The sequence below is a fragment of the Candidatus Similichlamydia epinepheli genome, from assembly GCF_003056015.1.
Map to the genome: position 1 here is coordinate 1 of NZ_PPEU01000109.1, position 2,056 is coordinate 2,056.

Below are 2,056 nucleotides of genomic sequence, written 5' to 3' on the forward strand. Positions count from 1 at the left end.
TTTTCCTGATAATACACTTAACAAGTATGAACAACTGAGAACTTGGATCACCAAGCAGTCGAAAGAATCTCCTATTCGCATTGGATTTGAAGCGAATACTCCTTACAATCAAGTTTCAAGATGGATGAAAGCCTTAGAAGGATTTCAAGTGCAATGGAATGCTGATGAGGTATTGTGTGACTCTTTTCGTCTGAGAAAGAGTGGAAAAGAAATGAAAAAACTTCTCGCAGCATCAGAATTAGCATGTGCAGGGTTTTGGCATGTCATAACATTACTTCGTCCTGGAGTCACAGAAGAAGAGATTGCGTCCCGTATGATCACTTTTTGGATGGATAAAGAGCCTTCGTCCAAGCCTTCATTTGATATAATGGTTCTTTTCGGGGAAAATGGAAGCTCTCCGCATAGAATACCTGGCAAAAGGAAACTTAGTTTAGGGGATTCTATTCTTATAGATTTCGGTGTGAAATTAAATGGATTCTGTTCTGATGCTACTAGAACTTTTTCATTTGGAACACCATCGGATCAAGATTTCCTGAAGGTATGGAAAATAGTTGCAAAAGCCAAAAGAAAAGCAACTGCTCTATTTTCAAAAAAGGCGACCGCCTATTCATTCGAAAAAGAGGCTAGAAGAGTTATTCAAGATGGTGGATACGGTGATAAGTTCATTCATTCATTAGGACACGGATTAGGAGCTCTCGTACATGAGGCGCCTCGTTTCAATAAAGAAGAGCCTTTGGCAATCGATTCCTGCGTAACAATAGAACCAGGGATATACTTGCCAGGTAGATTTGGTGTTAGATTAGAAGACTCCTTCATTGTTGGAGAGACGGGGGCACTGATTATGAATAACTTACCAACTTTTCCATACTGGGAAATGTACAAAGATACTCTTTCTCTCCAGGCTAATCATTTGTTCAGCTAGGAAGGCTCAATCATGTAATAAGTAGTGGGACCAAACTCTTCAGTATGGAAACACAAAGGCTCGTCTATTGGTATGTCGTGGCCAGCTTGCCGAAGATGATCTAACAAGTCCCCACTAATTGATTGGAGTCGTGTGTAAGTAATTAACTGTGTTTTCAACAAATCTAGCAAAAACTGAACAAACAAAACGACCAGCAAACAAAGACACACTTTGAACTGGTCCCTTTTCAAGCTTTGGCACGAAAAAGAATACATTGGGCAGTAACGTGGTATCAATCGATTTATAATAATGTGGAGCTGTAACTTTGCCTGTATATCATACAGTTTTTACTATTTTTTATACAGAATTAGGCTTGAGAAAACAGGTTTGCTCATATTCGATCAGCTGAGTTAAACGGTGAACATGACAACTATATCCCGCATACGTGCAATCGAGATCCTAGACTCTCGAGGAAACCCCACTCTTCAGGTAGCAGTTGAAACTCTTGAAGGTCAACGGTCTGTTGCTTGCGTCCCATCTGGCGCTTCGACTGGCATGAAAGAGGCGTGTGAGCTTCGAGACAAGGATTTGAATCGTTTTCAAGGCAAAGGGGTATTGAAAGCTATTAAGAATATACATTCGATATTGTCGCCTTCTCTTATCGGTCTTTCTATTTTTGATCAGAGGGCAATAGACCAGTCAATGATTGAGTTAGATTTAACTAACAATAAGAGCAAGATAGGAGCAAACGCCATTTTAGGAGTGTCTATTGCTGTCTTTAAGCTTGCATTGGATAAACGTGGCTTGTGGGATAGAGATTCATCTCATCCTGTGGTTCTTCCTTGTCCGATGATGAATCTTATTAACGGTGGACTGCACGCAGATAATGGCCTGACTTTTCAAGAGTTTATGGTGAGACCTATTGGGGCTTCTTCATTTTCGGAAGGAGTGCGCTGGGGAGTAGAAATTTACCAAGTACTAAGTTCTATTTTGAAGAGGAGAGGTCTTTCTACGTGTGTAGGAGATGAAGGTGGCTTTGCACCACATCTTGATTCGGATGAAGAAGCTCTTCAACTGTTAAGAGAAGCTATTTTGGAAGCCGGGTTTTCTCAAGCCTAATTCTGTATAAAAAATAGTAAAAACTGTATGATATAC

At 40.3% G+C, this 2,056-nt stretch carries 1 protein-coding gene and 1 pseudogene; both read left to right on the forward strand.

Translation table 11 applies throughout. The annotated features are described in order from the left end of the window. Window positions 1-922: M24 family metallopeptidase (locus GCCT14_RS04595; RefSeq protein ID WP_108624413.1), on the forward strand; the 922-nt coding region annotated here is incomplete at its 5' end. 402 nt (window positions 923-1,324) lie between these two features. After that, a pseudogene (locus GCCT14_RS04600) lies at window positions 1,325-2,011 on the forward strand (phosphopyruvate hydratase family protein); the annotation flags it as partial. Window positions 2,012-2,056: the final 45 nt, after the last annotated feature.